Here is a 26537-nt window from a genome sequence, read left to right on the forward strand (position 1 = left end):
GTGTGGCTAAGGTGACCATCGGCAAAACAAAGGGTTTATAAGATTTCGAGTTCAATACCTTCCAAATCCAGGATTTCTATTGTGTGCTTGTCGAAGTCTATCAAACCCTCCTCGCGCATGTTGATCAACTCACGAGACAGTGAGGGGCGCTGAAGTGACATGAGCTCGGCCATTTCCTTCCGAGAAAAAGGGATATCAAGTTTCATTTTTTTCTGTTTTTTGTACTCCTTCAGGATAAAGTCGCAGATCTTCTGACGGATAGTTTCCAGAGCCAGAACTTTGACTTTCTTATTCATCAGAAAGAGCTTGTCTGAAAGGAGTCCCAGAAAATTTTCCAGGAGGACGGGATGGTGGGTAAGAAGAAAGACAACTTCCTTCTTTTCAATAAACATAATGGTTGAAGCGGTGGCGCTGAGGATAGTGACGGGGTATTCTGTCTGTTTTGAGAAAATCAGTGCTTCACCGAAGACTTCCCCAGGTCCGAACTGGATCAGCGTGACGACTTTGCCGGAGGGCAGGATATTCTGGAGGTCGATCTTGCCGTCCAGGACAATCCCAAGGCGGTCGCACTTGTCGCCTTCAATGGCAATGGTGGCGTCCCGCTTATAGGTGATGGTCTTGGCGCCGAGGACATTGAGCAGGTGGGCAATCTGCCCCTCGTGGAGATTGGCGAAGAGGCGGCAGCTTTTTAATATTGTTAAGTTATTGCTCATTTTTATCACCTTTTCTCATTTTGTAACGTGGGTTACATACATATTAGTTTAAGATTAATATAATCTAAGCATAAGTTCAAGGCATAAGGCCTGTTTGTAGAAACCCCTAATTTGAATGAATTACAAAGTGTTGAGAAGTTAACTGACGTGAAATTTACATAACAGACTTGGATAGAACGGAGAGATTAAGAATGAAAAGAAAAATCGTCGAAATCAACGAGGCGCTTTGCAACGGCTGTAGATTGTGCGTGGATGCCTGCCATGAAGGCGCCATTGAAATGGTGAACGGCAAGGCGAGATTGGTGAGCGACATGTACTGTGATGGTTTGGGGGACTGTCTCCCGGCTTGTCCGACAGACGCGATCAAGATCATCGAACGGGAAGCGGATGAATATTCTCAGGAAGCAGTGGACGCAAGACTCGCGGCTGCCAAGGCACCATTTGGATTTACACCTCCGCCGGCGGGCTTCCACAGTGCGCCAAAGGCAAGCGCACCAGCAAAAGCGGAAGAGGATTGCGGTTGCGACTGCGGCTGCCCGAGCTCGAAGCCAATGACCATCGAACGAAAAGCGATGGATCAGGTGATGAAACCATCGGCGCCTGCACCTGCTCAAGGGTCTTCAGAAGGGGTTAGACCTTCTGAGCTGACGACCTGGCCGGTTCAGATCAATCTGGTCAACACGCGCGCTGAGTTCCTGCAGAACGCAGACCTGCTGATCGCAGCGGACTGCACAGCCTTTGCCTACGGGGACTTCCACAAGGATTTCGTCAAGGGCAGAGTGGTGCTGATCGGTTGTCCTAAGCTGGACGACAACCAGCACTACATCAACAAGCTGGCGGAGCTGTTCACCGTGAACGATTTGAAGTCTGTCACCGTGGTGCGCATGCAGGTGCCTTGCTGCTCCGGGATCACCCACGCGGTCAAGAGCGCCATGCTTCAGTCCGGAAGAATTTTCCCTTACAATGAAGTGACCATTAAGCAAAATGGTGAGATTTTATAGATTGACCCCAAGGGTTGGCCCCCATTATAAGGGCCAACCCTTTGCTTTACGGAATCAAAGGGTGTGGGATTGGGTGACCATCGGCAAAAAAATTACAAGAGAATACCAAAGAAATTGATGATCTTATCAAGATGTGTAACATGTGTTACCGCTAAGTTGGATATAAAGGGTTATAGTGGGCTTAAGAAGTTCACATCAAACCCTTAATAACAATTTGAAAGGAGATTGATTTATGTCCATGTTTTGTTATCAGTGCCAGGAAGCTTCCAAAGGCGTAGGCTGCACCGTCCGTGGTGTCTGCGGCAAGCCGGAGGACGTCGCTAACCTTCAGGACCTTCTCGTTTTCGTGCTTAAAGGCATTTCAAAATTCGATCTGATCGCTCGTGAAAAGGGCCTCTCTCCAAAGAGAACAGACCGTTTTATTGTTGAAGGCCTCTTTACAACCATTACTAACGCTAACTTTGACAAAGCCGCTTTCGTTAAGCGCATTCAGGACGCACTTGCGCTCCGTGAGGAAATCAAAGCCGCTCTCGTAGCTAACGGCGTTGAAATTCCTGCTGATTTACATGAGTCTGCAACTTGGACAGCATCTACAGAAGCTGAGTTTGACGCGAAGGCGACAAGCGTTGGTGTCCTCGCGACGGAAAATGAAGATGTCCGCTCCCTTCGCGAGCTGATCATCTACGGCCTCAAAGGCATGGCGGCTTATGCTGAGCACGCTATGAACCTCGGCTACGAAGATTTGACGATTGCTGCTTTCGCTGAAGAAGCCCTCGTTGCAACGACGAACGACGCGCTTTCTGCAGACGAGCTCGTGGCGTTAGTCCTCAAGACCGGCGAATACGGTGTCAACGTTATGGCGCTCCTCGACAAAGCCAACACGTCCACTTACGGCAATCCGGAGATCACAAAAGTCAACATTGGTGTTGGCAAGAACCCAGGGATCCTGATTTCAGGCCACGACCTCCGCGATATGGAAGAGCTCCTCAAGCAAACAGAAGGCACTGGTGTTGACGTCTATACACACAGCGAAATGCTTCCTGCGAACTACTATCCTAAATTCAAAGCTTACAAACACTTTGTCGGCAACTACGGCAACGCTTGGTGGAAGCAAAATGAGGAGTTCGAGTCCTTCAACGGCCCAATCCTCATGACGACCAACTGTATCGTGCCTCCTAAGGACAGCTACAAGAGCAAGCTGTTCACAACAGGCGCAGCTGGCTTCCCGGGCTGCCCTCACATTGCGGATCGTCCTGAAGGCGGCGCTAAGGACTTCAGCGCAGTCATCGAAATGGCTAAAACTTGCGCAGCTCCGGTTGAGATCGAGACTGGCGAGATCGTTGGTGGCTTTGCCCACGCTCAGGTCTTTGAACTTGCAGGTGCAGTGGTTGACGCGGTTAAATCCGGCGCAATCAAGAAGTTCTTCGTCATGGCAGGCTGCGACGGCCGCATGAAAGATCGTGACTATTATACAGAATTCGCTAAGGCGCTTCCAAATGACACGGTCATTTTGACAGCCGGCTGTGCGAAATACCGTTACAACAAGCTTCCGCTCGGGGACATCGGCGGTATTCCTAGAGTCCTCGACGCTGGTCAGTGCAACGACTCTTACTCCCTCGCCGTCATAGCTCTCAAGCTTAAAGAAGTTTTCGAGCTCAATGACGTCAACGATCTTCCAATCGCTTACAACATCGCATGGTATGAGCAAAAGGCTGTCATCGTCCTTCTCGCCCTTCTGTATCTCGGCGTCAAGAACATCCACCTTGGACCAACGCTCCCTGCGTTCCTGTCTCCTAACGTTGCAAACGTACTCGTGAATACGTTCGGCATCGCAGGCATCGGCTCCGTTGAGGATGACATCAAGCTGTTCATGGCTTAGTCTGAAGCTGATACTGATATCCACGCTGATTAAAGCACTTTGAGATTTCAATACTCCAATGAAACATAAGTCACCCCGCCGGGAATCCCTCCTGGCGGGGTGATTAGTTTTTTATGGCATTCGTGCTGATAATCTATTGACAAACGAGTTGGGTAAGCGTATATTAAAACCATAGTCGCCCCCGCAGGGGTGGGGGTAAATGGAAAATCTAAACATCACAACTAACTTAAACCTAATTGGAGGGTTCAAAGTGGGAAAAAAAGTATTGATTGTCGGCGGTGTCGCCGGTGGCGCAAGTGCAGCAGCACGACTCAGACGTGTGGATGAAACAGCGGAAATTATTTTGTTTGAGAAAGGCGAGTACATTTCATTTGCGAACTGCGGCCTGCCGTATTATATCGGCGAGACTATTGAAGAGCGATCGGCACTGCTTGTACAGACACCGGAAGCTATGAAGGCGCGTTTCAAAATTGACGTCCGCGTTCAAAACGAAGTCCTCAGCATCAACCGTGAGAAGAAGTCCATTGAAGTTATCAACCTGGCCAGCGGGCAAAAGTACGAGGAGAGCTACGACGTCCTGGTCCTGTCACCAGGTTCGACGCCACTTAAGCCACCAATTCCGGGCATCAACAACCCGAACATATTCACCCTTTGGAACATTCCTGATACAGATGCGATCAAAGGCTTTGTCGACAACCTCAAGCCAAAGCGCGCGGCAGTGATCGGCGGCGGTTTTATAGGTCTCGAGATGGCGGAGAACCTTTGGGACCGCGGTATTCAGGTCAGCGTTATCGAGATGCTGGACCAGGTTATGGCACCAATCGATTTCGAGATGGCACAGCAAGTTCATGCGCACCTGAGAAATAAAGGCGTCGATCTGAGACTCGGCGACGGCGTCAAGGAATTCAACTACAACAACGGCATTACCACGGTGACATTGGCCAGCGGTGCTAAAGTGGACGCGGAAATTGTGCTCCTTTCCATTGGCGTCCGGCCTCAGACACAGCTCGCAAAGGAAGCCGGCCTCGAACTCAACGAGCGCGGCGGCATTGTGGTCGACGGCATGCTGAAGACCAGTGACCCGAACATCTACGCGATTGGCGACGCCATTGAAGTCACGGACTTCGTCCAAGGCATCAAAGCTATGGTGCCACTCGCGGGTCCTGCCAACAAACAAGGCCGAATCGCAGCCAATAACATTGCCGGCGCAAGCGAAGTCTACAAGGGCACCCAGGGTACTTCCATCGCCAAGGTCTTCGACCTCACTGTTGCCAGCACAGGCGTCAACGAGAAATCCCTGAAGCGCTCAGGCAAAGTCTACGGCGTTGACTTCTGGACCTCCATAATTCACTCAAAGTCCCATGCCGGCTACTACCCAGGTGCTCTGCCGATGGCGCTCAAGCTCATCTTCGACGTCAAGGGCAAAGTGCTGGGTTCCCAAATAGTAGGTTACGAGGGCGTCGACAAACGCATTGACGTCATTGCAACCGCCATCCGCTTTGGCGGAACTATAGAAGATCTCAAAGAGCTCGAGCTGGCTTACGCGCCGCCGTACTCTTCCGCCAAGGATCCGGTCAACATGGCTGGCTTCACCGCAGAAAATATCCTGAGAGGCGATCTCAAAGTCATCCAGTGGCATGAGCTGGATGCCCTCGATGCTGAAAAGAGTGTCATTGTCGACGTTCGCGACGCAGTAGAGCGCGAGCTCGGCTATGTAGGCGGCTCGGTCAACATTCCTGTGGATGAGCTCAGAGCGCGTCATGGCGAACTCGACAAGAGCAAAACCATCGTGGTATACTGTGCTGTAGGCCTTCGCGGCTACATTGCGGCCCGCATTTTGAAGCAGCTCGGCTTTGAGGATGTTCGCAACCTCAGCGGCGGCTATACGACTTTCCAAAATGTCTTCTGCCAAGACCCGGCCAACATCGACAAGTGCGGCGGTTCCCTCTGCGGCGGCGCGGATGGCGGCAGCTGCGGCATGCCGGCTGAGTCTGAGCTCACCGATTCCGGCGAGGTCATCTCAAAGGCTGTCAAACAAACAGGCAATGTCGTGAAGCTCAACGCCTGCGGACTTCAGTGCCCTGGCCCGATTCTTCAAGTGTACAAGCGCATGGAAGAAATGGCGCCTGGAGATGTCCTGGAAGTCACTGCAACTGATCCCGGCTTCGTCAATGATATTGCGACTTGGGCAAAGAAGACAGGCAATACGCTTCTTGCATCCGGCAAAGGCGACAAGAAAAACGTTTTCGCCAACGTCATGAAAGGCACCAGTGAGCACAAACCGGCGCACAACCTGTCTGAGATTCCTAATGACAAGACCCTCGTCGTCTTCAGCGGCGACCTGGATAAGGCCATGGCATCCCTGATCATTGCCAATGGCGCGGCGGCAATGGGCAGAAAAGTTACCATGTTCTACACCTTCTGGGGTCTCAATATCCTGAAGAAGGCGAACCCGCCATCAGTACCAAAGGGTTTCATGGCCAGAATGTTCAGCATCATGCTGCCAAAGGGCACCACTAAGCTTGGACTGTCTAAAATGCATATGTTTGGCATTGGACCTGTGATGATGAAAAACATCATGAAGAGCAAGAATGTTGACACCCTCGAAACCTTGCTCCATCAAGCGCTTGAGAATGGTGTACGCATGATCGCCTGCACCATGTCCATGGACGTGCTCGGCGTTGAAAAAGAAGAGCTGATCGACGGCATTGAATACTCCGGTGTCGCAACTTACCTTGGCGCTGCTGAAGAGGCTGACGTGAACCTCTTTATCTAAAGGAGGCAGTTTTATGGAGCTGTATAACGAAAAATCCATGGAAAAAAACCGCAAAGACATCATCAACCGACTGAGAACAGTCAAGGGCCATATTGCCGGCATCGAAAAGATGGTGGATGAAGGCAAAGGCTGTGAAGATGTCCTGACACAGATCCTCGCTATTAAGTCTTCGGTGCACAAGATTGGTCTCATGGTCATGGAAAGCCATGCCTTGGAGTGCCTTTTGGATCCGGATGAGGACGGCAAGGTCGAAGCAGAGCGGATGGAGCACATCATTCACATGATTCTGCAGTTTTCTAAATAGCAATATTAAAGGGACAGTCTGACAAACCCACAGGCGCCGCGGTTTACCTCTGCGCGCGCCGGATCATGGGGGCGCCGGTCTGTCCCTTTTTCTTTTGTTTGACTTGTGAATCAACGGATATTTATAGTGATAATTCAGTTGCTGTGCACTTTACGCGAGGAGGCGTTATAACTATGAAGAACATCTCAACTTTTTCCATTGTCGCCCGGGATCCGGTCACCCAGGAGCTGGGTGTTGCTGTCCAGTCCAAGTTTTTGGCTGTTGGTGCCGTGGTACCCTGGGCTAAAGCCAATGTGGGCGCTATTGCAACACAAGCCTACGCCAATTTGGATTACGGCGAACTTGGCCTGGCGCTTCTTAAGAAGGGCTACACTGCGGAGGAGACACTGAAGGCCTTGCTGGCGCTGGATGAAGGCAGGGGAGACCGACAGGTCGGCATAGTGGATGCTCAGGGCAATGCCGTTTCCTATACGGGGGAGCGCTGCCATCTATGGGCAGGCGGACTCTATGGTGACAATTATGCCTGCCAGGGCAATATTCTTGTCAGTGGTGACACAGTGACCGCCCTGGCAGATACCTTCGAAAGCACGGAGGGCACCCTGGCCAGACGGCTGCTGGAAGCTTTGAAGGCAGCGCAGAGCGCCGGGGGCGACAGCCGCGGCAGACAGTCTGCCGCACTGCTGATCGTCCGTGAGAACGGCAGCTACGGCGGCTATAATGACCGCGCGATCGACCTCAGGGTGGATGATGATCCGCAGCCTATAGAAAAACTCGAGCATCTGCTGACCCTTCACGAAATGTACTTTGAAGCGCCTGCCAAGAAGGACCACCTCGATGTGACACCTGAGATCGCAGGGAAGCTCCGAAAGGCCTTGGAGAAACTGGGTTATGCAGTGGACAGCCATGCTGCAGCCCCATATTTTGAAGGGCCGCTGAAAGCCGCCTATGAGGCCTTTGCCGGCAACGAAAACTATGAAGTGAGACTGCTTCAAGGGGAGGTCATTGACCGTAGAACCTATCAGCATTTGCTGATGAAGGCGGGATTGTCGGAGTAAGACATGAGGAAAAAAGGAAGACACTTGGGGTCCCAAAGAGAACCTGGGGGTCGATAGGCGCCAGCCGCAGCGGCCGACGTCTATTGACACCGAGCTTTGAAACTCAGTGTCTGACACCGAGTTTCATCTTCCGCAAAAAAGTGAGAGACGAGAGAGGGCATCAGAGTGATCCAATGCCCTCTCTCGTCTCTTATTTTTCTATGACATCCTCTACCATCTGCGACACGCTGACGCCTTTACCAATGGACTTCTGCATCACGCCCGACTTATTCAGGCTGCCCATCTGGATCCCGCCGACGTAGACGCCGTCTTCAAAGTAAAGCTTTTTATAGACGCCGCTGTGCCTGTCGTAATCCGTGATACTCCGGAGGCCTTTGGATTCAAAGGTCATGATGTCTCCGACTGAAAACACCTGCATGTTCATGCTCTTGAAAATGCTGGACGGCACGGTCATTTTCCAGGCCGCCTCTGTTCCCGCAGCACCTGTGCCAGCCACTTTGCCCATCTCCAGGGACATAGGCCACAGCCCAAAGACAAAGCCGCCCACTTCCGCAACGTCTCCGGCCGCGTAGATGCCTTCAACGCTGGTTCTCATGGCCTCATCCACAATAACCCCGCGGCTGCAGGCGATGCCGGCTGCTTCTGCCAGCTCCTTGTTGGGTTTGACGCCTGCAGAGACGAGGACCATCTGGGCGTTGATGATTTCTCCAGCGCCTTCTCCGACCAGCACGCCCTCAACGGCATCTTTGCCAATCAGCTCCTGGATTTTAACTTCCTTTCGGACTTTGATGCCGGTCTTCAAGACACCTTCCTCAAACAACCTGGAACCTTCATGGTCCAGCTGGCGAGGCAGCAGACGATCTGCAATTTCCAGGACGGTGACGTCCAGGCCCAGGTTTTTCAGTCCCCAGGCAAATTCAAGTCCGAGAAGCCCGCCGCCAATAACCACGGCTTCCTGAACGTTCTTCGCGTACGCCTTGATGTCGTCCGCGTCCTGTTTGGTCCGCACCGTAAACACCCCGGCCTTGTCGATATTGCGAATAGGCGGCACGTTATTTCTGCTGCCGTTGGCCAAGATCAACCGGTCGTAACTGTACCGAGTCCCATCCTCAGTCTTCAGGCACTTTTCGGCCGGAAGGAGCTCAGTGACCGTGGTTCCAAGACACAGGTCAATGCGGTTATCCTCGTACCATTCCCGGGGGTGGAGGTAGAAGTAGTTTGGCTTGTGGGCGTCATAGAGGTAATAACTGACCATCGGTCGAAAATAGCCGAGTTCAGGCTCGGAAGTGATCATGAGCACCGTCGCGTCGGGGCTGAGACTGCGGATGCTTTCCACAGCGCCTGTCCCGGCAGCGGCATTGCCAATAATGACAATATCATACGATTTTCTTTCCATGAGGGGTGCCTCCTTCAAGTTCTCTGATAAAAAGTGCGGTACGACGTACTATTACCCATTACTGAGGTCTAAAATCGCAATAAAGGGGTATGGCTTCGCACAAAAAAACAGATTTAAGTTTAGGCAACCTGTTTTTAGGTATAATAATAAAGCATTATGCCGCTTAGCCGATGGTCATAACTATTCTAACCATCAGAAAAAGGTTGACGGCGCAGAAATTAATATGTTAGTATAAAAATGTAATCATTACATTTTGAAAAGGAGGCTTGTTGAGATTGGATCTTAAACAAGAGGTTTTAAAAGCATTTGAGGACGCGGGCGACGCTGTCCGTCCCGGAGATATTGTCGAAAAGACAGGCGCTGACAAGAAAGATGTTGATAAGGCTATTAAACAGCTTAAAGATGAGGGCAAAATCTACTCACCAAAGCGCTGTTTTTATGAAATAGTGAAATAAAGCGAAGTTTGGGCTGCTGGAACCATCGGCAAAAACGTCTTACTTTTTTTAGATAGCAGTTCGGTTTGAAACCGGTGAAATTCCGGTTCAACAATAAAACAAACAGGGAGGATTACACATGAAATACGTTTGCACAGCTTGCGGCTATGAGTACGATCCAGCAATTGGCGACCCTGACAGTGGCGTAGCGCCGGGCACTTCCTTCGAAGACATTCCAGATGATTGGGTCTGTCCTCTTTGCGGCGTTGGCAAGGATATGTTTGAGCCGGTCTAAACCGGTCACATTTGATGTTGAAGGGCCAGTGGCAAAGCTTTAAGAGCCTTAGCCAATGGTGACCGAACCCCATTTTGAAAGGAGACTGTTTATGGAAAAATATGTTTGCACTGCATGCGGTTATGTTTATGATCCTGAGCTCGGAGATCCAGATGGCGGCGTAGCGCCAGGCACTGCTTTCGCTGATATTCCGGATGATTGGGTTTGCCCGCTTTGCGGCGTTGGCAAGGATATGTTCGAACCGGAATAGACCGTTAGTTATAAGCATCATCGAAGGGAGTCAGGGCAACATGCTCAGGAAGATCGAGAACATCAGCGAGTATTTGAAAGAAAGCGGTATCAAGCCCTCCTATCAGAGGATCCGGATTTTTGAGTATCTGATGCATACGAAGGAGCATCCTACCGTGGATACAATTTACCGCGCGCTTGTTCCCGAAATACCGACACTCTCCAAGACGACGGTCTACAACACCTTGAACCTCTTTGTTGAAAACCGGATCGCATACCTGATTTCCATTGAGGAAAATGAAGCCCGCTATGACGCGGATACTTCATTGCACGGGCACTTCAAATGTGTTTCCTGCCAGAAGGTATTCGATTTTGACGTTGAAGCGGATCAATTGCGTTACGGCGGTCCAGAGGGATCGGAAGTTCGAGAGAAGCATGTGTATTACAAAGGACTATGCTCTGGGTGCAATCAGATCCAGTAGTATGACTAGTAGGAGGGAAACAATTTGGCTAAGTATCTTGGCGTATTTAAATGTGAACTTTGCGGAAACATAGTAGAGGTCTATAACGAGGGCGGCGGCGAGCTCGTCTGCTGTGGTCAGCCTATGACGTTTATGGAAGAGAAAAAAGCGGACTCCTCTACTGAGAAGCACGTTCCGGTCATTGAAAAAGTCGAAGGCGGCTACAAGGTCACCGTCGGTTCCACACTTCACCCTATGACGGACGCTCACTACATTCAGTGGATTGAGCTTCTGACGGGCAAAGAAGTGTTGACGGCATTCCTCAAGCCAGGCGATGAGCCGGTTGCTTATTTCTGCACAAACGCTGAGACGGTTTCAGCCCGCGAGTACTGCAATCTTCACGGACACTGGAGCTCAGAAGCGTAATAGTTACTTACCGCACTTGAATAACACTAAAACACAGCGACTTTCAGAGGTAAGTCTGAAGGCAGTACAGGAGTGACGGAGCATGATTAACAAAAGAGTAGAAGAAGCTTTCAACATTCAAATCAACGCAGAGTTGTACTCAGCGTATCTGTATCTTTCCATGGCAGCGTATTTCGAAGCGCAAAACCTCCCTGGCTTCGCGAACTGGATGCGCGTTCAGTTTCAGGAAGAGCAGTTCCATGCAATGAAAATGTTTGATTTTGTCAATGAGCGCGGCGGTCGTGTCATTTTGACAAAAATTGACGGTCCAAAAGTCGAGTGGGAAAACGTCGTGGATGTGTATGAAGAAGTGCTTGCTCACGAGCAGCACGTCACCAGCCTGATCAACAACATCATGGACATCGCCATTGACGAGAGAGACCATGCGACTAAGAGCTTCCTGAACTGGTTCATTGATGAGCAGGTGGAAGAAGAGTCAAATGCAGAAGCAATTATTTCTGAACTCAAGCTTATTGACGGCAAGGGCAATGGCATTTTAATGATGGACCGCGAGTTCAGAGCGCGCGTGTTCAATCCGGCTGCTGAGTAAGGTTGCCAAGCAAAAAGAGATTTGATGGCCGGCCGGACAATTTTGTCCGGCCGGAAGAATTTACATAATCAGGAGGGACATAATGTCAGCCATTAAGGGAACACAAACAGAAAAGAACCTTTTGAAATCCTTCGCTGGTGAATCACAAGCGAGAAATCGCTACCAAATGTTCGCAAAGAAGGCTATTGAAGAGGGTTACGAGCAAATCGCCGGCCTGTTCAACGAAACGGCCGACAACGAGCGCGTTCACGCAGAAATTTTCTTCAACTTCCTGACAGCCGGTGAAGCCCTTGAAATCACCGCGGCTTACCCTGCAGGCACAGTGGGCTCAACTTATGAGAACCTTCTTGCGTCAGCGCATGGCGAAAACGAGGAGCACACCGTGCTGTATCCTATGTTCGCCAAAGTCGCTGAAGAAGAGGGCTTTAAGGATGTCGCCACGGCTTACCGCATGATCTCGAAAGTTGAGTATGAGCACGAAATGCGCTATCTCAAACTGGCAGAAAACTGCGCTAACGAGGAAGTCTTTGCCAAAAAGGAAAAGACGCGCTGGAAATGCCGCGAGTGCGGTTATGTCCACGAAGGCGAAAAAGCGCCTGGCGTTTGCCCGACTTGCAAGAAGCCTCAGGGCTATTTTGAAGTCAAGGAATCGAATTACTAATCCATTTGTGGATGTTTAAAAGTTGAGGAAAGCGGCGCGAAGGCGCCGCTTTTTGTGTGTCCGGAAACTCGATTTGAAAGAGCGGAAAGTGGTATAAAGAAGTTAGAGAGTGAGTTTGAATTAAGGAGGTTTTAACCAATGATGGTCACCAGAGATCAAGCCTGGGTGCTTCTTAAAGAGTTTGTAGAGACGGAAAGCCTTAGGAAGCATGCCCTCGCCGTTGAGGCCGCCATGCGCGGCTACGCAAAACGCCTGGGAGAGAACGTTGAAGTTTGGTCAGCGCTCGGACTGCTTCACGACCTGGATTACGAAAAATTTCCGGATAGGCATCCTTATGTCGCTGTAGACCTGCTCGAGCACAGGAATTTTCCGGATGAGTTTGTGCTGGCCGTAAAAGGCCATGCAGATTATACGGAGACGCCAAGGGAGACGCTGATGGCGAAAATGCTTTACGCCTGCGACGAGCTTGCCAGCTTTGTAGTTGCGGTGGCACTGGTGCGGCCTGACGGCTTTGAAGGCCTTGAAGCTAAATCCGTCAGGAAAAAACTGAAGGATAAAGCGTTTGCACGGGCGGTGAACCGGGAGGAAATTGAAAAAGGCGCTGAAGCGCTTGGTTTTGAGTTAATGGAACACATTCAGACGGTCGTCGACGCCCTTAAGGAAAGAGAAGCCGAGCTTCAGGCTGAGGGACTCAGCTTATTGTAGCGGCGTTTGCTGGCTGTGAGAACAACATGAAACCTAAAAAAACCGCAGTCATCTGACGGCGGTTTTGGTGTGTGGCGTATAATGAGCGCAAAGTCTACATAGGCTGGCTCTTTAATTTCATCTCATCAATACCTTGGTTGGCAAGGGCGTCAACCTTGGCATTCATTTCGAGCAGATGCTTGAAGGTGTCCTCAGAATAGGTGCGTCCATTGTAGCGCTCAATCTTTTCCTTCCACTGGCGGACTTCTGTCGTTTTTTTCAGATTGAGATGACCTTTGATTTTTAAGAATTCTATTTTGCTGAAGCTTTCGACCAAGGGCAGCAGTGCTTCCCATAGGTCTCTGTTTTCGACCGGCTGCCGGGAAGAATTGATCCAGCCGTTCAAACGCCATTTATCATACCAGCGCTCTCGAAAGCAGTTGACCAGATAGGCGCTGTCTGAATAGATTTCAACAGACAGATCCTTGGATTTAAGGACTTTAAGGGCTTCCAGCACGGCAGTCATCTCCATGCGGTTGTTGGTGGTGTCAATCTCTCCGCCGTAGAGGGTTTTGACGTTGTCGTTGTATTCGAGGAGCGCTCCCCAACCGCCAAAGTTTTGATCCGATTGATTGCCGGCGCAGCCGCCGTCTGTATGTATGGTCACGAGTTTCACGCACGGAAGCCTCCTGTCTTTCAAGTGATTTTTAAATCTCATTGCATGATTTTCAGTTAAATTTAAGGGTTTATTGACTATTATTGCACAAAAGCAAAAAAAAGGCTATAATCGTTTCAATGAGACCACAGCCAATGTGGCGCGAGTAGCCAAATGACGCGAGTAGCCGTCAGGCGCAATAGCCGCAAGGCGCGATCGGGGGAGGAAAGTAAATCATGGACGCAACAGATAAGGAAATCCTAAGAATCCTTCAGGACGACGCCAAGCTGTCCATTTCTGAATTGGGACGAACCATTGGTCTGTCAACCACGGCGACCAAGGAGCGCGTGAAAAAGCTTGAGCAGGAAGGTGTCATCAAAGGGTATACAGCTGTCTTGAATGCCTATGAGGTTGATGCCGGCTTACTGTCCTTTATAAGTATTCCACTTGGGGATGTCAGCATAGCGGAGATGGGCGAGAAGCTGGTCGCTATGCCGGAAGTCCTGGAATGCCACAAAGTCACTGGAAATACCACCTTTTTAATCAAAGTCAGAACCTCTACGACCACGGAGCTCGAGAACGTCATTGAGAGAATCAACGACTTTGCCCGAAATACCTACACTTACGTCGCACTCTCTACTTTAAAAGAGACTTCCAAACTCAAGATTGACTAAACCTCTGCGCGAGGCCGTCACCTTGGTTAATGGAAGCTCATTGAATCACAAATAATCGTACTTCAGTACAACAATCCACTAAAAAGGCTGCTCCGGCGGCATGGTGAGCATACCGTGTCCCGAAGCAGCCTTTATGCTTAAAGCCTTAGGTGGATCCCTACTCGTAGAGGGCAGTTTTGATCCCGTGCTCCGCGAGGGCGCTGCTTAAAATGGTCATGGCTTCCCGTACATTAGGCGTTCTGCCCTGATGCAGGAGTTTGCCCTCAAGTGCCATTGCCGGCATCATTTCAACTCCGGCTGCCTTGATGAGCCGGATATCAGCTATGATTTCAACCTCCAGTGAAACTTTCAATTGTCGTATGGCCTCATCCACGATGGGCGCAATTTTCGAGTACCCTCAGCACACTTGATCATAAATAATCAATTTCATGGGCGTGACTCCTTTCAAAGTTCCCGGGGGTCTATTTCTTTTCCTGAAGTAAAAGGGCTTCGAGGCTGCTGCGCCCCGGAACCGCGTTCGCGGCGTAAACCACTTTGCCATCAATGCTCATGGCCGGTGTGGTCATGACACCCGCCTTGTAGATCTCCATTAGGGATTCTACTTTTTCAACCTCGGCTTGAAGGTCGTATTCAGCCAAAATCTCAAGGACCAGTGCGTACATTTTTTCACATTTATCACAGCCGTGGCCGTAAATTTTTATGTTCACAAGTTATCCCTCCCGGATGACGCGCTTTCATGTTGTCTACATTGTACACCCGAAGGACTTTTAGAGCAAGACTGGGGGCGGATGCGCGGTGGGATGCAGCGGACTGGCGGTAAAATTATGGGGTTTTCCACAGGAAAAGCCCTAAGTCTGTGAATCCCTTGTGTAAAATCTGTGTAAAACGGTGGATAACCTGTGGACTATGTGTATAACCGAATCTGTGTTCGCATCGAAATTTGTCGAATAAACACCCTTAATACGACTTATCCACAGAAACTGTGGATGAACTGTGTAAAAGTTCAGTTTTCTTGGGGATGGGATGTGTAAAAGCCCGCTGAAGGTGGGGAAAACAAAAACCACTCATCCAGAGGGTAAACTGTGGATTTAATGGTGAATCTGAAGGCGATCCATTTAAGCCGATAGTCTTTAGAACGGAACTTATGCAAGCGGGGTTGCATTTTTTTCTGTGATCAGGTATGATAGGTCTGAAATTAACATAAATCCTTGGTGTCTACGGACTTAATTGGGAAGCCGGTTTGAAGCCGGCACAGTCCCGCTACTGTGAGCGCAGCAATTGGAAACGCGCGAGTCAGGAACCAGCCGAAGGATTTCTGGTACATCAACTCACGAGGATGAGGTTGACCGGCTACATAGGCGAACCCTATATATAATAGGGTTTCCAGCTTATCCGTATCGGTCCTCACCTAAAAAAGGGAGGATTTTTTTAATGTTCAAAAAGAAGTTTTGGTCACTGCTCTTAATGCTCACGTTGGTTTTAACACTGGCGGCATGCCAGTCCCCTGCCCCGGAGACGCCTGCCGAAGCACCTGCTGAAACGCCTGCAGAGGCACCTGCAGAAGCAGCCGTAACCGTGTATCCGCTCACAGTGACGGATGCCTCGGGTAAAACAGTTGTCATTGAACAGGAGCCTATGAAGGTCGTTTCTTTGTCACCGGCTGCGACTGAGATTGTCTATGCCATAGGCGCAGGCGAAAAATTGGTAGGCCGAACCGATTACTGCAAATATCCTGCTGAGGTGGCGGATGTCCTCTCCGTCGGCACAATCACGGAGCCCAACATTGAAACCATAGCCTCTGTCGAGCCGGACCTGATTCTCGTGTCCAACATGTTTAACGATGATGTCCGCATCAAGCTTGAATCACTGGGCTACAAGGTACTCGACCTTTCTTCCCATGACACTTTTGAAGGCGTCTACAACGCCATTTCACAGACCGGCAGTGTCCTCAACAAACAAGACCAGGCAACTATCATTGTCGAAGACATGAAGACAACTGTTGCTCAGGTCGAAGAAAAAGTAGCCGGTGTCGAACCAAAGACCGTTTATTATGTTGTAGGGTATGGCGAGAGCGGCGATTACACTGCCGGCGCAGGTACGTTTATTGACCAGATGCTGACCATGGCAGGCGGCGCTAATGTCGCCAATGACACGGAGGGCTGGAAATACAGCATTGAGAAGCTCGTGGAGAAAGATCCGGAGTTCGTGATCTGCTCACTGTACAATGACGATAAAGCAGGCATTGAAGCCACGAATGGCTACAAAGAGCTGACGGCGGTCAAAGAAGGCCGTCTTGTGGAAGTCGACAACAACCTCATTGATCTTCAGGGACCCAGACTTGCACAGGGACTGCTTGAACTCGCGAAAATAATGCATCCGGAGTTGTTCTAATTCAAAACGGATGTTTCCCGTTACTAAAAAAGGATGTGTGGCACGCATGAAAAAGCGAAATAAAAAGCTGATTCAAGGCCTTGTGGCGCTTGCTGCAGGACTCGTGCTCGCCGTTGTCGCCGCAAGCGCAATTGGCTCTGCAGATATTTCATTCATGGACAGCGCCAGGATTCTGTTATCCAGAATTCCGTTGTTTGACACCATGATTCAACTGGATGAAATAAAACCCACACACGAGGCGATTCTATTGAAGATCCGCCTGCCACGCATCTTTCTTGCCGCTTTGGTTGGCAGCGCCCTGTCTGTATCCGGGGTAGCCTATCAGGGCATCTTCAAAAATCCAATGGCAGATCCTTTCGTCCTTGGGATCTCCTCTGGCGCGGCTTTAGGCGCCACCTTAGTCATTGTGACAGGCTTCAATGCAGGTATCGCCGGACTCAGCTCTGTTTCGGTGGGCGCATTCACCGGTGCGATTATGGCAGCTTACATTGTTTACAACGTCGGCAGAGTCGGCAACAGGACGCCGGTGGTGACGCTGCTGCTTGCGGGGATCGCGGTCAACTATCTGCTGTCCTCCATGATTTCCCTGATTATGTCGCTCAACCGCGATGAAATGGAGCACATCATTTTCTGGACTATGGGAAGCTTTGCGACGGCAAACTGGATGCAGATTCTGGTGGCTGCGGTGCCAATCACCATCGGCACAGGGTACTTGCTGATGTATGCCAGGGATCTCAATGCCCTTGCCATAGGCGAGGAGAGCGCAAAGGGTGTCGGTGTGGACACTGAAAAGGTGAAGAAGAGTATTCTGGTGGTGGCCTCCATTGTCACAGCGGCGGCGGTTTCGGTCAGCGGCATCATAGGCTTTGTGGGGCTCGTCATCCCCCATGTGGTTCGGATTATTTCGGGCCCGGATCACAGGACTCTGCTGCCGTTTTCGATCTTAGGGGGCGCGACGTTCCTGGTGATTTCAGACACACTGGCCAGAACCCTGATCATGCCCGGAGAGCTGCCTATTGGCATCATAACGTCAGTTTTTGGCGCGCCGTATTTCCTGTATCTGTTGTACCGCAATAAAACGCGGTCGAGTGTGAGGTGAGTGTAATGGAATTTCCAATTCTCGTCGAAGGTCTACACTTCGCGTATTCCAAAACGCCGGTGTTGAATGGCGTGGACATGCGCATCCGTAAAGGCTCGTTCACGACTATAGTCGGACCAAACGGTTCCGGGAAGTCCACGTTTGTCAAGAACCTGACCAGGATGGTGCATTCGGGCAAAGGGATCGTCACGGTGAACGGCCGGGACCTCGCGTCTTACTCCCACAAGGAGCTCAGCAAGGTCATAGCTTCAGTGCCCCAGGTCACCGCGACTGAGTTCGACTTTTCCTCTCACGAGATGGTCATGATGGGTCGTTATCCGCATCTGAGACGATTTCAGCCGGAGTCGGACCTGGACCACAAAATTGTCGAGGACGCCATGAGGGCAACAGGTGTCTGGGAAATGCGGGATTTTCCCATCAACAGCCTCAGCGGCGGCGAACAGCAGCGCGTGATCATTGCCCGGGCCATTGCCCAAGAGCCTGAGATTCTGGTGCTGGACGAGCCCATTGCCCATCTTGATCTGCATCATCAGATCGAACTGATGCGTCTCACGCGAAAGCTAACCAAGGAGCGCGGCATCACTGTGGTGGCGATTCTCCATGACCTCAATTTTGCCATTGAGTTCAGCGACTATGTCTTCATGATGAAGGATGGCCGCGTTTACAAAGAGGGGCCGCCTGCCAATGTTATAAAAGAGGAATACATCAAGGATGTCTACGCGGTGGATGTGACACTGATTGTCAATCCGGTGACGGGCAATCCTCATGTGATTCCGAGGTGAAGTGATAAAAAAGAGAGTCTGCCGATGGTTGATAATACAAAACCATCGGCAGACTATTTTTATGCCTTATTTTTCGCCAGAGTCTTGAACCTGCGGATATCCCCCAAAATAACCTCCAGGGACTTCAGCCAGAAATCTTTTGTGGTGACGTCAATGCCCACAGAGGCACAGACCGATTCTACAGAAGCCTTTCCGGATTCGGACAGGAGCTGGTCGTACCGAGGCAGGAAGGACGTCCCTTCTTCTCTGTAGAGTTGATACAGGCCCTTGGCGAACAACAGCCCAAAGGCATAAGGGAAGTTGTAGAAATTGACTGAAGCGCTGTAATAATGACCTTTGACCAGCCACATGTAAGGGTGGCGGACATCAGGATCCATGGCATCACCATAGGCAGCTTCCTGGGCCTTCAGCATTTCTTCCTTCAGCTCATTCACCGACAGGGCGTGGTCCGTTCTAAGCTCAAAGAGGCGGGATTCAAAGAGATAGCGGGAATAAATGTCGACAATAGCCTGCCCGGCATCCTGAAGGCTGCTTTCCAGGACCGTCATGGCTTCGGTGTCGGAGAGGGTCGCAAGCGCCGCGTCGGCAATGACTGTCTCACAGAAGGTCGACGCGGTTTCTGCGAGGGTCATTGGCACTTCAATATTGAAGAGTTTTTGGGATTCCAGCCTGTAATCGTGGTAACCGTGGCCGAGCTCGTGGGCGAGGGTCAGGACATCGCCCAGACTGCCCTGGAAATTTGTCAGGATGCGGCACTGGCGAACCGGGTAGAGGCTGGAGCAGAAGGCGCCGCCGACTTTGCCTGCTCGAGGCTCAACATCGATCCACTGTTCGTCTCTGGCATGGGCCGCAAAGGCGCCCAGCTCCGGATTATACGTGCTGAAATGCCGAATGACAAAGTCCATGGCAGACTCATAAGTGTAGGCTTCGGACAGAGTTCCGACAGGCGCGAAGAGGTTGTGGAATTTAAGGCCGTTTTCATCCCCAAGCAAGGCTGCTTTTGCCTTGTAATAGCTTCTAAGCTCCGGAAGCTTTTGCTCGATGGCACTGATCAGCGCATCCAGCGTCTTCCTGGACATTCGGGCTTCTTTAAGTGTCGCTTCGAGGGGAGAGCTGTACCGGCGCTGCTCCGTCAGTGTCAGCACCTCGCCTTTGATTGAGTTCAGCGAAGCGGCTATGCTGTCTTCAATTTTTGGCAGCGCTGTGAGCTCTGCCAAATAGGCCTGGCGCCGGACTTCGGGATCAGGATCGTGGGCCAGTGCCCTGACCGCAGACAGTGGCAACTCGGTCATTTGGCCTTGAGCGTCAGGGACGGCTGCCATCAGCGTTGAAGTCAGTTTTGCATGCAGGGTCTCCCAGGCATCCGATCCCGTAATGCGGAGCTTGGCGATCAGAATTTCCTCCTCGTCGCTGAGAAGGTGATGGGCTGCTTCAGCCCGCTCCTCCAGGGCGAATTCAAGGTCTTTGAGATAGTCGGAGCCTGAGTCTTGGAGCCATTGGTCCAGGTCCTCTATGCGACCGACAGCGCGCTTGAGTCTGACGTCGAACACGGTCAGCTCTGCCTGAAGCTTGCGGAGCCTTTCTTCCAGCGCCAGCGCAGGTTCGCAGGACGTATCTGCTGACAAGGTGAGGGCGGCAAAGGCGGAAAGCTTCCAGAGTCTGAGGTAGAGTGATTCTGCGGCTCTCAGCAGTGCTTCGAGGTTTTTAGGCTCGAGTCGGCCGTCTATGAGGGTCTGGCTTTCCTGGATGAGTGTTTGGACCTCTGTCAGGCATGCCTGATAGTCAGTTTGGAGATTTGGGTCGTCAAAGCTGAGATAAAGGGCGTCGAGACTCCAGTTATGGGACATTTTATTTTCCTCCGTTCTGGATCTGTGAGGCGGTTAAGCCTGTTGGGTTTAAAGAAAACGATGTCATTCATCATACGGAAAAATTTATATGGCTTTTTTACAGCGTACCACAACCTGAGGAAAAATTAAATGGGGAAATACCAAGCCTTTTTTAATGCTATTTTAATAAATGTTGGGTAATATAGAGAGGAAGTGCACAAAAGTTTGAACCAAGAGGAGTTGACCCGCTATGAGTTTCCTAACCAGCCTGAGCCCATCTGTCATCTGGATCGCGCTCATCATCATTTTTGCAGTTCTAGAGGCAATGACCATGGGTCTTACCACCATCTGGTTTGCTGGCGCCGCGCTAATAGCACTTCTGGCGGCCATGATTGGATTGTCTGTGCCGGTTCAGATTGGCGTCTTTTTAGTATCGGCCGCAGTTCTGATCTACTTCACCAAGCCCCTGGCCAAGAATTTTCTTCACATTGGGAGCGAAAAAACCAATGTGGAAGCAGTCATTGGACAGAGCGGACCTGTGTTGAAAGACATAGAGCGCTATGCCACTGGTCAGGTCAAAATCAATGGTCAGATTTGGAGTGCCTTGTCTGAAGACGGAGAGCCCATTGAAGTTGGGGCGAGGGTCCAGGTCATTGCGGTGGAGGGTGTCAAGCTCATAGTCAAGAAAGCATGACCTGACGGCCATTCAGGCAGGTCGAAATCAGCATTTGCAACAAACTATAAGGGAGGCTTACATTTATGGACATTTTAAAGCTCATCATTCCAGCATTACTCATTCTCATGGCGATTTTGTTGATCATTACCAACATCAGAGTCGTACCACAGGCTCAGGCTTATGTCATTGAGCGCCTTGGCGCTTTTCTGACAACCTGGAGCGTGGGTCTCCATTTTAAGATTCCGTTCATTGACCGTGTAGCAAACCGCGTTTCGTTGAAGGAAAATGTCGTCGATTTTCCTCCGCAGCCGGTCATCACCAAGGACAATGTCACCATGAAGATCGACACAGTCATTTACTATTCCGTAACTGATCCAAAGCTTTACACCTATGGGGTTGCTCGCCCTATTGTCGCCCTTGAGAATCTTGCAGCAACGACGCTGAGAAACATTATTGGTCAACTGGAGCTGGACGAAACGCTGACTTCCAGAGACCTGATCAACACTCAGATGCGCGCGATTCTGGATGAAGCGACGGATCCTTGGGGCATCAAGGTCAACCGCGTTGAAGTCAAGAACATCATACCGCCTGAAGACATTCAGAATGCTATGGAAAAACAGATGCGCGCTGAGCGTGAACGACGTGAGTCCATTATTCGTGCGGAAGGTGAAAAGAATTCCAAGATTCTCGTGGCACAAGGCACAAAGGAATCTATGATTCTTGAGGCAGAAGGCGAAAAGCAGTCCTCGATTCTTCGTGCTGAAGCTAAGAAGGAAGTTCAGATTCGCGAAGCTGAAGGTGAAGCGGAAGCGATTATTAAAGTCCAGGGCGCTAAAGCCAAGGGCATTGAAATGATTCGTGAAGCGGGCGCAGACCCTGCAGTTATTGCCATCAAGAGCTTTGAGGCGCTTGAAAAAATGGCGGACGGCCAGGCGACGAAAATTATTGTGCCTTCAGATCTTCAGGGCTTTGCCGGCACGGTTGCCGCTTTGAATGAGATTATTAAGAAATAGGTTGGTTGAGTAAATCGTTTATGAGCTAAGTGGATTTTTCTTTCAACAGGCTCTAGCTGAAAGGATCGATAGCTATAAAGGTTAAACGCCGCTTAATTCGGGATTCCGAGTTCAGCGGCGTTTTTGCTTTGTATTGGGTTTTTATTGGTGTGGTTTTGTTTTCGCTTTCGTTTCGAATTAATCTGCAACAGGTCGAATGATCCAGTGCGCCCTCAGGCGCACACTTCAAAGAGAAGGGGGACGCGGCGCCGGGGTGGGTTTGTTGGTGACGCGGGCAGGGGGTTGGGTGACTGGAGAGAATGTGGTTGGGGCGGGGGAGCGTGCTGGAGTATCATTTTGAGAAGGCGAGTGTTTACAATGCTTTTGAGGTTCAGCTCTGGTACAAAAATTGAGTTGGTGACAGTCACCAACTCAAAAGCTGTCCGCGTCACCAACTCAAAACTTGTCCGCGCGGCCTGAAGCCTATTGCCCCCAACCAGGTATTTAAGATTCTTTTAATACTTGCTACCTTGCAATATAAGGTACCCTGTGATATGCTGTAACCATGAAAAAGTAGAAAAGAGGCGATCCTCTGTGAACATACAATTCAAGAAAGGTGTTCTGGAGCTGTGCGTACTATCGATTCTTAGCCACAGGGACTGCTATGGCTATGAACTGGTTCAGGAGATTTCGAAAAATATCACTATATCAGAGGGCACTATTTATCCTTTACTGCGAAGGCTGATGGATGACGGCATGTTCACGACTTATCTGAAGGAATCTTCAGAGGGGCCGCCGCGCAAATACTATACGCTGACGGAGCGGGGGCGTCTGGAGCAGGGCGCCTTGGCAGCGGAATGGCGACGGTTTGTGACGGGCGTCAACTTAATTGTGGAAGGAGAGCACGGTGAATGAACAAGCAGACTTATCTGACTCAGCTCAAAAGCGCGCTTTCCGGCATGCCGGAGGCGGAACTCAATGACATACTGTACGATTATGAGGAGCACTTTGACGCCGCCCTCGAGAGTGGTGAGACAGAAGAAGCCATCCTTGAGCAGCTGGGCAGGCCGGAGGTGGTCGCGAAACAATTCAGACTGAGCAAAGTCATCCAGCGAGCGGAGGAAAAGCCAAGCTCTGTGAATCTGTTTAGGGCGGTACTGGCATCCATAGGCCTCGGACTTTTTAATATCATCTTTATTCTTGGCCCTTACCTGGCACTGGTGGGCATTCTGATCGCGGTCTATGCAGTGGCGGTGTCGCTGATTGTAGCGGGTATTGGCCTGGTGTTCGGCGGGATAGTCGCGGCGGTGACGGGTTCGGTGGCGTTTGCGCCTGCTTTGATTCCTGCCGGGATTGTTGGAGGCACTCTGATTGTCGCCATTTTAGGCGCAGGGGTCGCCCTTGCGGCACTTGGCGGATTGATCTTCCTCGCTGCCATCAAACTGACCCAGCTGTTCTACCAAGTGACTCTGAAGTATCTGAAGCTCAACGTCAAGATCATCAAGCAAAACTGATAAGTTTTTACCTTGGAAATTCTAAAACGATAACCTACTTACAGCGATGAAATTTCGAAAGACAAGGCGAATAACGCCCTGTTCCTCCCTAAAATTATTTAAGAAAGAAGGTAATCCAAGTGAAAAAAATTACGCTTTGGTTGATTGCAGCGCTTTTGATTGGCGGCGGCATTGCCATGCTGGCACTGCGCGAGGCCGGACCGGCCCTGTTCGACAGACTGAAGGGCGAGGATTTAGCACCCCTTGCTGGGAGCCAGCGTTTTGAGCTGGATGAGACCAGGACGGTGGAGGTCAGCAGCGAGAACGCGACTGAAGGACTGGCCATAGAGACCGTGTTTGAGTCGGTGGAGGTGACCCGCGAAGCCAGGGAGGATATTGAAATCAAACTGACTGGGACTTACATTGCACCGCTGGATACAGAGATGCCCAAAATACGAATCTACAAGTTGGAGGGTGGTCGGCTTGAGATCGATATAGACCGTGGGCTGACGCTCCCGCACTCCTTTACATCCACGAACCTGAGATTAATGGTCAAAATACCAGAGTCACTGTCCGGTGATCTTGAGCTTCAAAGCGTTTCAGGGGCGGTCAAACTGCGTTCACCAGGGGCAGCACCTTTTGAGGGCAATGTCTCTGCCGGGTCGGTTTCAGGAAGAGTCTACGTGGAAGGGCTGGAGGCGCGGAACATTGAACTGGGTGCCGTCAGCGGCGACGTGGAATTCCTTGGCAGCGCTGATCAGCTTGACGTGAAGACGGTGTCCGGCGTAATGATGCTGAAGCTTAATGAACTCAGGGGAAACGGACGCTTGGAGACGACTTCGGGCAACCTTGAGGTGACTTGCGAGGCGCCCCTCAACCATGAGATTGAACTCACTTCCACCTCGGGGACCCTTGAACTCGAACGCCCTGAGGCAAATGTTAAAGTCATTGAGGACCGCCGCATTGAAGCGACGGCCGGCAGCGGCCAGTTTACACTGGAGCTGTCCACGGTCAGCGGCAATATAAGCGTTAAGTGACCCAGTAACCCAGGCGAGCATACGCAGAAAGAGAAGACTCCCTTTGGGGTGTAGACCAACAGGTCTGGGCTCCAGGGGGATTTTTGTATGATGCAATCACTTCAAAATTAGAAGAAAAATACTTAAGATCTGTCAATTGCGATACCAAACTGGGTAACTATACTCCCGAGGAGGGATCGCAAATGACCGCCAATTCAATCAACGGAAGACATGTGTATTATGCCATCTTGGCTGGAGCCAATGAGGTGATTCAAAATAAGAGCGAGCTCGACCGCATCAATGTATTTCCCGTTCCGGACGGGGACACGGGGGCCAATCTGACCTCGACCATGAAGGCGGTTATGGAGACTATCCGCCTTGAGAACGAGGTGGACCTGGTGCTTTCCAGTGCAGCGGATGGGGCGCTGATGGGCGCCAGGGGCAATTCCGGGCTCATTTTTGCCCAACTGATCTACGGCTGGTACATGGAGGTCAAGAGCAAGGAGACGCTGACCCAGGAGGAGCTGATTCACAGCCTCCAGGGGGCACTGAAGCGGCTTTATGGTGTCATGCTCAATCCTGTGGAGGGCACTATTTTAACAGTTGTCCGGGAGTGGATCCATTCTTTGGAACGGCACAAGGATAAAGCGGCCACATTGTTGGAGTACGCCGAGCGTACGCTGTCAGACAGCAGCGTTGCGTTGAAGAAGACGACGGAAATGCTGGAACATCTCCGAAAAAGCAACGTGGTGGATGCCGGAGCCAAGGGCTTTTACCACTTCCTTGAGGGCATCAAGCGCTATATTGAACATGGGGAGGCGGGGATTGAGAGAATTTCGGTCATTCCAGCTGAGGCCCATCCAAGGAGCGCTGAAGCTCATGAGACCCTCGGCGAGTTCCGCTACTGCTGTGAGACTTTGCTGACGAGCCGTGAGAAGGGGAGAGACAAAGGTAAGGGTAAAAGCCTTAGCGTTGAAGAGATCCGGGAGATCGCAGCGCGCTATGGGGATTCCCTGGTTATTGCCGGTGGGGAGGATAAGCTCAGAGTGCACCTGCACACCAACAACCCGGAGCCTATGTTTGACGCTCTCAGCCGCGTGGGCCAGCTGGACGCCATCAAAGTCGACGATATGAAGATTCAGGTGGATATCCGCAACCACAGGAAATACCCGTTTGCCATTGTGACAGATACTATTGCAGACCTGCCGCAGTCCTTCATTGACGAGCATCAGATCTCGGTGATTCCGCTGCAGCTGGAAATTGGGGGCGTGGTGCACCTGGACCGCGTGACCTTGTCCGTGGGCCACTTCTACGAGTTGAACAAGACGCTCAAGGATCAGCCTCAGAGCTCGCTGCCGGCCATCAAGAACGTCGAGAACCTCCTGATGTTTTTGAGCGATTACTACGAAGCCATTCTGGTTCTCGCGGTGTCGGACAAGCTCAGCGGCACCTATGGCATGATCAAGGGCCTTGAACCCGTGGTCGAAAAGCGCGGCCGAAAGATCGAAGTCCTGAACACCCTTAAAAATTCCGGCGGCCAGGGCCTCATGGTCAAGAAAGCGGTGGATCTGGCTAAGGAAGGCCGCAGCTTTGAAGAGGTCGTCGAGATCATGCGGGCTATGCGGGACCGGGTCAAGATCCTGGTATCTGTAGATACAGTCAAATACCTGGAGCGCAGCGGCCGGGTGAGTCGAAGCGTCGGAAAAGTAGCAAAAGTGATTGGACTCAAGCCGCTGATGACTATGGACCGGGAAGGCCATGGCAAGGCCTACGGCGGCAAGCTGACCTTCAACGCGGTTATGAAAAAGCTGGTGAAGTCTGTCAGCGAGGACATTGAGAAATATGGCCTGGAGGAATATGTCATTGTCCATGCTGCGTGCCTGGACCGGGCGATGGAACTGGCCAGAGTCTTTGAAGAACTCACCGGCAAGCCGCCAGAATTTATCGCGGAAATCTCACCGGTAGTCGGTGCAACGGCCGGCGAGGGCGCGACGGCGATTGCCTACCTACAAGAGAAAGCAGGCTGGTAAT

At 51.0% G+C, this 26537-nt stretch carries 29 protein-coding genes and 1 riboswitch; of the genes, 23 read left to right on the top strand and 6 right to left on the bottom strand.

Annotated features, from left to right (window positions below; all coding sequences use genetic code 11):
- Positions 1 to 35 precede the first annotated feature (35 nt).
- On the bottom strand, positions 36 to 713 hold the full coding sequence (locus AC4PHM_RS12975; protein ID WP_492018173.1) for a Crp/Fnr family transcriptional regulator: 678 nt from the start codon (positions 711 to 713) through the stop codon (positions 36 to 38).
- 191 nt (positions 714 to 904) lie between these two features.
- On the opposite strand from AC4PHM_RS12975, the gene AC4PHM_RS12980 reads away from it, so the two are divergent.
- The 5 genes from AC4PHM_RS12980 (at position 905) to AC4PHM_RS13000 (ending at position 7728) form a co-directional block, all read left to right on the top strand.
- On the top strand, positions 905 to 1714 hold the full coding sequence (locus tag AC4PHM_RS12980) for an ATP-binding protein (RefSeq protein ID WP_492018174.1): 810 nt from the start codon (positions 905 to 907) through the stop codon (positions 1712 to 1714).
- Positions 1715 to 1946: 232 nt separating this feature from the next.
- Positions 1947 to 3593: a hydroxylamine reductase gene (gene hcp, locus AC4PHM_RS12985; RefSeq protein ID WP_492018175.1), complete on the top strand. Its 1647-nt coding sequence runs from the start codon at positions 1947 to 1949 to the stop codon at positions 3591 to 3593.
- Between the two features lie 250 nt (positions 3594 to 3843).
- On the top strand, positions 3844 to 6369 hold the full coding sequence (locus AC4PHM_RS12990) for an FAD-dependent oxidoreductase (protein WP_492018176.1): 2526 nt from the start codon (positions 3844 to 3846) through the stop codon (positions 6367 to 6369).
- A gap of 13 nt (positions 6370 to 6382) precedes the next feature.
- A complete protein-coding gene (locus AC4PHM_RS12995; protein ID WP_291400849.1) occupies positions 6383 to 6673 on the top strand; it encodes a metal-sensitive transcriptional regulator in 291 nt (96 codons plus the stop codon).
- Positions 6674 to 6846: 173 nt separating this feature from the next.
- The gene (locus AC4PHM_RS13000) at positions 6847 to 7728 is read left to right on the top strand and encodes a DUF1028 domain-containing protein (RefSeq protein ID WP_492018177.1); all 882 of its coding nucleotides are present in this window, start codon (positions 6847 to 6849) and stop codon (positions 7726 to 7728) included.
- A 190-nt stretch (positions 7729 to 7918) separates the two neighbouring features.
- Here AC4PHM_RS13000 and AC4PHM_RS13005 read toward each other — a convergent pair whose 3' ends face one another.
- Positions 7919 to 9124, bottom strand: a complete 1206-nt coding sequence (locus AC4PHM_RS13005; RefSeq protein ID WP_492018178.1) for an NAD(P)/FAD-dependent oxidoreductase — start codon at positions 9122 to 9124, stop codon at positions 7919 to 7921.
- Between the two features lie 275 nt (positions 9125 to 9399).
- Between AC4PHM_RS13005 and AC4PHM_RS13010 the strand changes: the two genes are divergently transcribed.
- From AC4PHM_RS13010 to AC4PHM_RS13045, 8 genes are all read left to right on the top strand, one after another.
- A complete protein-coding gene (locus AC4PHM_RS13010) occupies positions 9400 to 9579 on the top strand; it encodes a MarR family transcriptional regulator (protein WP_492018179.1) in 180 nt (59 codons plus the stop codon).
- Between the two features lie 118 nt (positions 9580 to 9697).
- Complete coding sequence (gene rd / locus AC4PHM_RS13015; RefSeq protein WP_492018180.1) at positions 9698 to 9853, top strand: rubredoxin; 156 nt, start codon at positions 9698 to 9700, stop codon at positions 9851 to 9853.
- 91 nt (positions 9854 to 9944) lie between these two features.
- Positions 9945 to 10103 (top strand): rubredoxin, encoded by a 159-nt coding sequence (rd, locus tag AC4PHM_RS13020; RefSeq protein WP_291400839.1) that lies wholly within the window; start codon positions 9945 to 9947, stop codon positions 10101 to 10103.
- 40 nt (positions 10104 to 10143) lie between these two features.
- Positions 10144 to 10563, top strand: coding sequence for a Fur family transcriptional regulator (locus AC4PHM_RS13025; protein ID WP_492018181.1), 420 nt, complete (start codon positions 10144 to 10146; stop codon positions 10561 to 10563).
- 24 nt (positions 10564 to 10587) lie between these two features.
- Entirely contained in the window at positions 10588 to 10968 is a 381-nt protein-coding gene (locus AC4PHM_RS13030; protein WP_492018182.1) for a desulfoferrodoxin, read from the top strand.
- A gap of 82 nt (positions 10969 to 11050) precedes the next feature.
- The gene (locus AC4PHM_RS13035; RefSeq protein WP_291400833.1) at positions 11051 to 11557 is read left to right on the top strand and encodes a ferritin; all 507 of its coding nucleotides are present in this window, start codon (positions 11051 to 11053) and stop codon (positions 11555 to 11557) included.
- An 82-nt stretch (positions 11558 to 11639) separates the two neighbouring features.
- Positions 11640 to 12218, top strand: a complete 579-nt coding sequence (gene rbr, locus AC4PHM_RS13040) for a rubrerythrin (RefSeq protein WP_492018183.1) — start codon at positions 11640 to 11642, stop codon at positions 12216 to 12218.
- Positions 12219 to 12356: 138 nt separating this feature from the next.
- Positions 12357 to 12923: an HD domain-containing protein gene (locus tag AC4PHM_RS13045; RefSeq protein WP_492018184.1), complete on the top strand. Its 567-nt coding sequence runs from the start codon at positions 12357 to 12359 to the stop codon at positions 12921 to 12923.
- Positions 12924 to 13017: 94 nt separating this feature from the next.
- Here the strand turns inward: AC4PHM_RS13045 and AC4PHM_RS13050 are convergent, their stop codons facing one another.
- Positions 13018 to 13578, bottom strand: coding sequence for a ribonuclease H family protein (locus AC4PHM_RS13050; RefSeq protein WP_492018185.1), 561 nt, complete (start codon positions 13576 to 13578; stop codon positions 13018 to 13020).
- A 215-nt stretch (positions 13579 to 13793) separates the two neighbouring features.
- On the opposite strand from AC4PHM_RS13050, the gene AC4PHM_RS13055 reads away from it, so the two are divergent.
- A complete protein-coding gene (locus AC4PHM_RS13055; RefSeq protein ID WP_492018186.1) occupies positions 13794 to 14231 on the top strand; it encodes an Lrp/AsnC family transcriptional regulator in 438 nt (145 codons plus the stop codon).
- Between the two features lie 157 nt (positions 14232 to 14388).
- Here AC4PHM_RS13055 and AC4PHM_RS13060 read toward each other — a convergent pair whose 3' ends face one another.
- Positions 14389 to 14604, bottom strand: coding sequence for a thioredoxin family protein (locus AC4PHM_RS13060; RefSeq protein ID WP_492018187.1), 216 nt, complete (start codon positions 14602 to 14604; stop codon positions 14389 to 14391).
- 88 nt (positions 14605 to 14692) lie between these two features.
- Positions 14693 to 14938 (bottom strand): thioredoxin family protein, encoded by a 246-nt coding sequence (locus tag AC4PHM_RS13065; RefSeq protein WP_492018188.1) that lies wholly within the window; start codon positions 14936 to 14938, stop codon positions 14693 to 14695.
- A 485-nt stretch (positions 14939 to 15423) separates the two neighbouring features.
- Positions 15424 to 15555, top strand: a riboswitch (cobalamin riboswitch).
- A gap of 107 nt (positions 15556 to 15662) precedes the next feature.
- Here AC4PHM_RS13065 and AC4PHM_RS13070 point away from each other — a divergent pair.
- From AC4PHM_RS13070 to AC4PHM_RS13080, 3 genes are read left to right on the top strand one after another with little or no spacing between them, the layout of a single operon-like run.
- Positions 15663 to 16622, top strand: coding sequence for an ABC transporter substrate-binding protein (locus AC4PHM_RS13070; protein ID WP_492018189.1), 960 nt, complete (start codon positions 15663 to 15665; stop codon positions 16620 to 16622).
- A gap of 46 nt (positions 16623 to 16668) precedes the next feature.
- Positions 16669 to 17721: a FecCD family ABC transporter permease gene (locus AC4PHM_RS13075; RefSeq protein WP_492018191.1), complete on the top strand. Its 1053-nt coding sequence runs from the start codon at positions 16669 to 16671 to the stop codon at positions 17719 to 17721.
- A gap of 5 nt (positions 17722 to 17726) precedes the next feature.
- Positions 17727 to 18503: an ABC transporter ATP-binding protein gene (locus AC4PHM_RS13080; protein WP_492018192.1), complete on the top strand. Its 777-nt coding sequence runs from the start codon at positions 17727 to 17729 to the stop codon at positions 18501 to 18503.
- A gap of 59 nt (positions 18504 to 18562) precedes the next feature.
- On the opposite strand, the gene AC4PHM_RS13085 is transcribed toward AC4PHM_RS13080, so the two are convergent.
- A complete protein-coding gene (locus AC4PHM_RS13085) occupies positions 18563 to 20350 on the bottom strand; it encodes a M3 family oligoendopeptidase (RefSeq protein ID WP_492018193.1) in 1788 nt (595 codons plus the stop codon).
- A gap of 229 nt (positions 20351 to 20579) precedes the next feature.
- Here AC4PHM_RS13085 and AC4PHM_RS13090 point away from each other — a divergent pair, with 229 nt between their 5' ends.
- The 6 genes from AC4PHM_RS13090 (at position 20580) to AC4PHM_RS13115 (ending at position 26536) form a co-directional block, all read left to right on the top strand.
- On the top strand, positions 20580 to 21023 hold the full coding sequence (locus tag AC4PHM_RS13090; protein ID WP_492018195.1) for an NfeD family protein: 444 nt from the start codon (positions 20580 to 20582) through the stop codon (positions 21021 to 21023).
- A gap of 65 nt (positions 21024 to 21088) precedes the next feature.
- On the top strand, positions 21089 to 22018 hold the full coding sequence (locus AC4PHM_RS13095; protein WP_492018196.1) for an SPFH domain-containing protein: 930 nt from the start codon (positions 21089 to 21091) through the stop codon (positions 22016 to 22018).
- A 573-nt stretch (positions 22019 to 22591) separates the two neighbouring features.
- Positions 22592 to 22912 carry a PadR family transcriptional regulator gene (locus AC4PHM_RS13100; RefSeq protein ID WP_492018197.1) on the top strand — a complete coding sequence of 107 codons (321 nt, stop codon included), beginning with the start codon at positions 22592 to 22594 and terminating at the stop codon, positions 22910 to 22912.
- Positions 22909 to 23511, top strand: coding sequence for an HAAS signaling domain-containing protein (locus AC4PHM_RS13105; RefSeq protein WP_492018198.1), 603 nt, complete (start codon positions 22909 to 22911; stop codon positions 23509 to 23511). The genes AC4PHM_RS13100 and AC4PHM_RS13105 overlap by 4 nt, the downstream gene beginning before the upstream one ends.
- A gap of 119 nt (positions 23512 to 23630) precedes the next feature.
- A complete protein-coding gene (locus AC4PHM_RS13110) occupies positions 23631 to 24527 on the top strand; it encodes a DUF4097 family beta strand repeat-containing protein (RefSeq protein ID WP_492018199.1) in 897 nt (298 codons plus the stop codon).
- Positions 24528 to 24709: 182 nt separating this feature from the next.
- A complete protein-coding gene (locus AC4PHM_RS13115) occupies positions 24710 to 26536 on the top strand; it encodes a DegV family protein (protein WP_492018200.1) in 1827 nt (608 codons plus the stop codon).
- The last annotated feature ends 1 nt before the right edge of the window (position 26537 follow it).

The organism is Acidaminobacter sp. QWL-03 (genome assembly GCF_058683855.1).